This window comes from Nocardiopsis sp. NPDC058789 (assembly GCF_042745575.1).
GTDB lineage: Bacteria > Actinomycetota > Actinomycetes > Streptosporangiales > Streptosporangiaceae > Nocardiopsis > Nocardiopsis eucommiae.
Genome location: NZ_JBHYOW010000007.1, coordinates 192270 through 198460, shown reverse-complemented (window position 1 = coordinate 198460; position 6191 = coordinate 192270). Strand labels below are relative to the sequence as shown.

The window sequence follows — 6191 nt, the reverse complement described above, 5'->3', positions numbered from 1 at the left end:
GGCGGCCCCCCCGGGGGTGCCGGGTTCCCCCCCCGGGGGCCCCGCGGCCCCCCCCGCCCCGCGACAACGGGGAGGAGACCACCACGTCGATCCCCCACCCGGACAGGCGCCGCGCGGCCGACCTCGCCTGAGCGTGCCCCTCCTCCGTGAGGGGGACGTCCCCGCGACCGGCGAAACGGCGCTCGACGGACAACGGTGTCTGCCCGTGGCGGAGCAGCACCAGACGGGTCGGCTCGGTGTCCGGAGCGCCCCAGCTCATTCGGCGACGGGAGCGTTGAGCCCCGACTCCTCGGTGCGCACCAGGATCCGGCGGCAGTCCTCACAGCGGACGACCTCGTCGGCGGCGGTCGCACGGATCTCGTTGAGCTCGACGGTGCTCAGCGCCAGCTTGCAGCCGTTGCAACGGCCGTACCGCAGCGGGGCGGCGGCCACACCGTCGTACTGGGAGCGCAGCTTGTCGTACAGCGCCAGGAGGTCCGCGGGGATGTCCGCGCTGACCCGCTCACGGTCCTGGGTGACGCGGGTGCGGTCCCACTGGATCTCGGCGGCGGCGGTGTCCCGGCGGGCGGTGACCTCCGTGAACTTCGCGACCGCCTCCTCGCGCTCCCCTGTCAGGCGCGTGACGTCGGTGTTGACGGACTCGGCCTCCTCCATGACCTCCAGCACGACCTCCTCCAGTTCGGCCTGGCGGCGGCCCAGCGAGGCGATCTCCGACTGGAGGTTCTGGAGCTCCTTGGCGTTGGTGATCTGCCCGGACTCCAGCCGCTTGGTGTCACGATCGGCGCGGGAGCGCACCTGGTCGACGTCGGCCTCGGCCTTGCGCTGGTGGCGCTCGATGTCGGAGGCCCGGGTCTGGGCCGTGATGAGCTCGGCGTCGATCGCGTCGACCCGCTCCTTCAGCCGGGCCGCCTCGACGATCTCGGGCAGGCTCCGGAGACGGTGGTCCAGGCGCTGGAGCGCGGTGTCGAGCTCCTGGAGGTCGAGCAGTCTGGCCTGAGCGGCGGGTTCGGCTTTCACGTGGGGTCTCCTGGGAATCGCGGTTGGGAGGCCGGGGAGGCCGCCCGCGCCCTGTGCAGTTGTGGTCGTCGAGGGGGTGTCACGCGTGTGGGAAGGTCCGTGACCAGGCATCCGTCACGATGGTGGACACGCGGGTCTCCACGTTAGCCCCATTCGGACCACCCGTGCGCCGGAGCGCGTCCGCCAGATGGGCGGCACCGTCGGCCAGCCACGGCCATTCGCTGGCGAAGTGCGCGGTGTCCACGAGCGCGGGGCCGCCCGGTTCCCCGACGAACTCCGAGGCCGGGTGGTGGCGCAGGTCGGAGGTGACGTAGGCGTCGACCCCGGCGGCGCGGGCCGCGCCGAGCAGGGAGTCGCCCGCCCCACCGGAGACGGCGACGGTGGTGACGAGTCGGTCCAGGTCACCGGCCACGCGCACGCCTCCGGCGGTGGCGGGCAGACCCTGGGCGACCCGGGTCGCGAAGTCACGCAGGACCATCGGCTCGTCCAGCTCCCCGACACGGCCGATCCCGCGCCGTCCCTCGGGGTCGGTGGTGTCGGGGTCGAGCGGTCGCAGCGCTCCGGTCAGGCCCACCGCGCGGGCCAGGGCGTCGGACACCCCGGGCGAGGCCGTGTCGGCGTTGGTGTGCGCGGTGTACAGGGCCACCCCGGAGCGGATCAGCCGGTGCACGATCCGGCCCTTGGGGGTGTTCGCGGCGACGCTGGTGACGCCGCGCAGCATCAGCGGGTGGTGCGTGATGACCAGGTCCGCGCCCCAGGTCACGGCCTCGTCGACCACCGCGTCGACGGGGTCGACCGCGAACAGGACGCGCTCCACCGGCTGCGCGGGGTCCCCGCAGACCAACCCGACCGCGTCCCAGGAGGCGGCCCACTGGGGTGGGTAGACCTCCTCGAAGGCGGCGGTGACGTCGGACAGGGTGACGGGCTGCGCGGTCGAGGTGCTCACGGGCACGAGACTAACGGTCCGCCCGAGCGGGCGCGCAACCTCGGTCCCACCGTCCGGGCCCCTCCTTGCGCGCGTCGGCGGAGGACGTCTAGCGTGCGGTGACGTCGAGGGAAGCGGGTACGTGCGATGCGGGACACCACGGTCGAACTCCACGGGCGCACCGTCGCCTACACCGACGTCGGCGACCCCGACGGCACACCTGTGCTGTACGCGCACGGCGCGCCGATGAGTCGCCGGAACCTGGGCGACCAGCACGAGGAGTTCGCCGCCGCCGGGCTGAGGGTGATCACCGCCGACCGCCCGGGCTACGGCGGCTCCTCCCCCGCACCCGGCCGCACGCTCACCGACTGGGCCGACGACACGGCCGCGCTCGCCGACTCCCTCGGGATCGACCGCTTCCTGGTGGCGGCGCACTCCTCCGGCGGACCCTACGGGGTGGCCGTCTCCGCCCTGCTGCCCGAACGCGTGCTCGGCGCCGTGGTCCTGGGCGGGGTCACCGACTTCTCGTGGGAGCCGGGCTGGGAGGGCTACTCCGAGGACGAGCGGGCCATGATGCGCCTGCCGGACGAACGGGCCGCCCGGGAGTGGGGCGAGCGCCACCTGGGCGGCTCCCCAACCGAGTGGCCCGACCCCGATCGGGAGCTGTTCGCGACCCGACACGTCCCGCACCTGGCGGCCGCCGCCAAGGAGGCGTTCACCCAGGGGGTGGGCGGCTACACCCAGGACTCCTGGGTGCAGGGGCGCCCCTGGACCTTCGACCCGGCGGCCGTCCGCGCCCCGTTCCTGGTGGTGCACGGCGACCGGGACACCGTGGTGCCCATCGCCCACTCCCGGCACAACGCCGACCTGGTCCCCGGGGCCGAGCTCCGCGTGCTGCCCGGCCACGGCCACGTGACCGTGCTCTGGGAACTACCCGCCCTGCTCACCGAGGTGCGCGCCCGCGCCTGACACCGCCCGTGCCCGCCCGTCCGCGCCTGCCGACCGCCCGCCGCCCGGCCCCTCCCGTCCGGGCCACCACGGCACGGCACGCCGGGTGGGGAGCCGCACACCCCTCCCGTCGGATCGGGCCTAGAGTTGGTTGGCGATGAACGACACTGAGCAGAAGCGGCCCCAGTCCCCGATCGGCGCACACGTGCCCGTGGCGGGCGGCATGGCGACCAAGGGCCTGGCGTACGCCGGGCAGATCGGCGCGGAGACCGTCCAGGTCTTCGTCTCCAACCCGCGCGGCTGGGCGACCAACGCGGGCGACCCCGCGCAGGACGCGATGATGCGCGAGCGCACGGACCTCCCCCTGTTCGTGCACTCCCCGTACCTGATCAACCCGGGTGCGCCCAAGGAGGAGACCGCCGAGAAGTCGATGGTCTCCCTGGAGCACGCCCTGCGCCGGGGCGCGGAGATCAACGCCCTGGGGGTGGTGATGCACACCGGCTCGGCCGTCTCCGGCGGTCGCGAGGCCGGACTGGAGCGGGTCCGTTCCCGTGTCCTCCCGCTCCTGGAGCGTCTCGGGGACGACGTCCCGCCGGTGCTGCTGGAGCCGATGGCCGGACAGGGCCAGGTCCTGTGCGCCACCGTCGACGACCTCGTCACCTACCTGGAGGCCCTGGACTGGCACCCCAACGTGGGCGTGTGCCTGGACACCGCGCACCTGTTCGCGGCCGGGCACGACATCTCGACCGTCGAGGGCATGCGCGAGACGATGGACCGCTTCGGGGAGGTGGTCGGCGCCGACCGCCTCAAGCTGATCCACGGCAACGACTCCAAGGCGCCGTGCGGCAGCAACAGGGACCGGCACGAGAACATCGGTCTGGGCCACATCGGCGCCGAACCGTTCGCGGAGCTGTTCCGCCACCCGGTGACCGCCGGCGTCCCGATCACCCTGGAGACACCCGGTCCCGAGGGTCCGCACGCCGAGGACGTGGCGACCCTGAAGAGGCTCCGCGCCGAGGCCTGATCCTTCGTGCCCCCGCCCGCGTCACCGGGCGGGGCCGGGGCGCGGCGGGAGGGCGGTCAGTCCCGTTCCGGCGGCCCCTGGGACGGGCCCCTCCCCGCCCGGAACCGGTGGAAGGTGCCGCTCAACCGTCCCGGTCCGGAGCCCCGGGAGCTCTGGGGGCCGACGGGGTGGCGGTCACCGGCTCTCCTCCTCGGTCACGGGGCGCGTGGCGGCCTCGTGCAGGGCCAGGTCCGCGCGACGAGCCGTCTCGGAGATCACCCGCCGGGCGAGGACGACGGTGACCGTCATGATCACGGCCCCCAGCAGGAAGGGCAGCGCGAGGTCGATCCGGCCGAGCAGCCCGCCCGCCATGGCGCCGAGCGGCGTGACGCCCCAGCCGATCATCCGGCTGACACCCGCGACGCGGCCGCGCACGGCGTCGGGGATCACGGTCTGGTAGTAGGGGCTCGCGGCGATGTTGGACACGACCATGCTGTAGCCGGACACCGTGAGCAGGACGAAGGCCACGAAGGGGTCACCGGTGAGGGCCACGCCCAGGTAGGCGACGGCGATCCCCAGGTAGCCCCGGATCACCACCGCGCGCCGCCCGAACCGGCTGATCGCCCGGTCGGCGGTCAGGCTGGCGAGGACGCCGCCGACTGCGGCGGAGGTCATGAACACCCCGAAGAGAGCGCTGGAGACCCCGAGGCCGTCCTGCGCGTGGAGCACCAGCACGGCGCCTCCCATGTTGCCCCCGACCATCATCCCGGCGTTGCAGAGCGTGTTGCCGCGCAGGATCGGGTCACCGAGGACCTGCCGGAAGCCCGCGCCGGTGGAGCGCCAGAACCCCTCGGTCCGCGAGGCGGTCCCGTCCCCGGGCACCGATCGGCGCCACACGAGCGGGATCGCGCACAGCAGCAGCACGCACAGCGCGTAGGACCCGGCGATGCCCGCCAGGGGCGCGACGGCCCCCGCGGCGAACAGGAATCCGGCGACCGGGCGGCCCAGGCACTCCTGGGCGACCAGACGGCCGCCCTCCACCCGGCTGTTGGCCCGGTCCAGGAGCCGGGCGGGGACCAGTTGGACCACCGCGATCCGGCTCGCCGGGTCGGTCACCGTCTCGCAGCAGATCAGCGCGAACATCGCCGCGTAGAGCGCCCACACGGACAGGTTCCCGGTGACCAGGGTCAGGATCAGTCCGAGCATGACCAGGACGGCCACGGTGTTGGACACGACCATGGCGCGCATCCGGTGCACCCGGTCGATGAGGACGCCCGACAGCGGGGCGAGCAACAGCCAGGGCAGGAAGCGCACGGCGGTGAGACCGGCGACGAGGAGCGGGTCCTGGGTGAGGGAGACGGCGATCAGCGGCAGCGCCACAGTGAGCATGCCGTCCGCCAGGTTGGTGAACACCCCGGCGCCCCAGAAGCGGTGGAAGTCCGCGCTGAGGCGTTCGGAGCGGGGTGCGGTCGGGGTGGGGGGTGGGGTGGACATGCGGCTCCTGAAGGGGGGTGGTGTTCAGGTGACCCTGTGACGTGTGGGGGTCAGGGGGGCGTGGGGCCGGGGTCGTGGCCCTCGCTCGCGTCCGTCGGCGCGAGGTGGGGGAACAGGTCGGTGTGCAGTTCCACCGACTCGGTGTCGGGATGGCTTCGGGCCGTGCGTCCCTCGTACCGGCGGGTCCAGGAGCGGATGAACTCCTGGAGAGCCTCGCCGAACTCCTCGGTCTCCTCCGGGGTCATCCGCGCGTGGGCCAGGGAGTCCTGCGCGCCCGCCTGCCAACGGCGGACCGCCGGGGCGTCGGGGCTGGTCCTGACCAGGTCCCGCCACCGTTCGAGGCGTTCCCTGCGACCGCCGTAGTAGCGGTCCAGGACGATCTCGGCGGCCGCTCGTGTGGCCGGGTCGCGCAGGTGGTCGATCCCGCTCATGCGCCAGCCGCCGGGGCGGACGCGCCACCACCGGTCCCGGCGGCTGGCGTGGCCGGGGTCGGCCTCGACGAACCCGTACCGGGAGAGTTGGCGCAGGTGGTAGCTGGTGGAGCCGCTGCTCTCCCCCAACCGTTCGGCGAGGATGGTCGCGGTCGCGGCGCCCTGGACGGTGAGTTCGTCCAGGATGCGGGCGCGCAGGGGATGGGCCAGGCCGCGCAGGGCCTCGGCGCCGACCTCCAGGGACGTGTGGCCGGAGACCGTCGCCCCCGTGGGCTCTTCTGTGTCCATGCCCGAACCGTACTCCAAAGAGATCTTTGCAAAAATACTTTTGCAGAAGTTTCTTTGCGAAATTTCCGATCCAGGGGCCGACCTA

6 protein-coding genes and 1 pseudogene are annotated in these 6191 nt (G+C 73.5%); 2 read left to right on the top strand and 5 right to left on the bottom strand.

The window, feature by feature from the left end:
- The 3 genes and pseudogenes from ACFW3L_RS12415 to ACFW3L_RS12405 all read right to left on the bottom strand — a co-directional run.
- A pseudogene (locus tag ACFW3L_RS12415) lies at positions 1 to 259 on the bottom strand (histidine phosphatase family protein); the annotation flags it as partial.
- Positions 256 to 1017, bottom strand: a complete 762-nt coding sequence (locus tag ACFW3L_RS12410) for a zinc ribbon domain-containing protein (RefSeq protein ID WP_378739433.1) — start codon at positions 1015 to 1017, stop codon at positions 256 to 258. The gene ACFW3L_RS12410 and the pseudogene ACFW3L_RS12415, both read right to left, overlap by 4 nt.
- 79 nt (positions 1018 to 1096) lie before the next feature.
- Entirely contained in the window at positions 1097 to 1969 is an 873-nt protein-coding gene (locus tag ACFW3L_RS12405; RefSeq protein WP_378739430.1) for a Nif3-like dinuclear metal center hexameric protein, read from the bottom strand.
- Between the two features lie 120 nt (positions 1970 to 2089).
- On the opposite strand from ACFW3L_RS12405, the gene ACFW3L_RS12400 reads away from it, so the two are divergent.
- Together ACFW3L_RS12400 and ACFW3L_RS12395 are read left to right on the top strand one after the other, a co-directional pair.
- Entirely contained in the window at positions 2090 to 2911 is an 822-nt protein-coding gene (locus ACFW3L_RS12400; protein ID WP_378739427.1) for an alpha/beta fold hydrolase, read from the top strand.
- Positions 2912 to 3047: 136 nt separating this feature from the next.
- On the top strand, positions 3048 to 3914 hold the full coding sequence (locus ACFW3L_RS12395; RefSeq protein WP_378739424.1) for a deoxyribonuclease IV: 867 nt from the start codon (positions 3048 to 3050) through the stop codon (positions 3912 to 3914).
- 174 nt (positions 3915 to 4088) lie between these two features.
- On the opposite strand, the gene ACFW3L_RS12390 is transcribed toward ACFW3L_RS12395, so the two are convergent.
- Both ACFW3L_RS12390 and ACFW3L_RS12385 read right to left on the bottom strand, forming a co-directional pair.
- Entirely contained in the window at positions 4089 to 5387 is a 1299-nt protein-coding gene (locus ACFW3L_RS12390; protein WP_378739422.1) for an MFS transporter, read from the bottom strand.
- Positions 5388 to 5437: 50 nt separating this feature from the next.
- Entirely contained in the window at positions 5438 to 6106 is a 669-nt protein-coding gene (locus tag ACFW3L_RS12385) for an ArsR/SmtB family transcription factor (RefSeq protein WP_378739420.1), read from the bottom strand.
- Positions 6107 to 6191 lie beyond the last annotated feature (85 nt).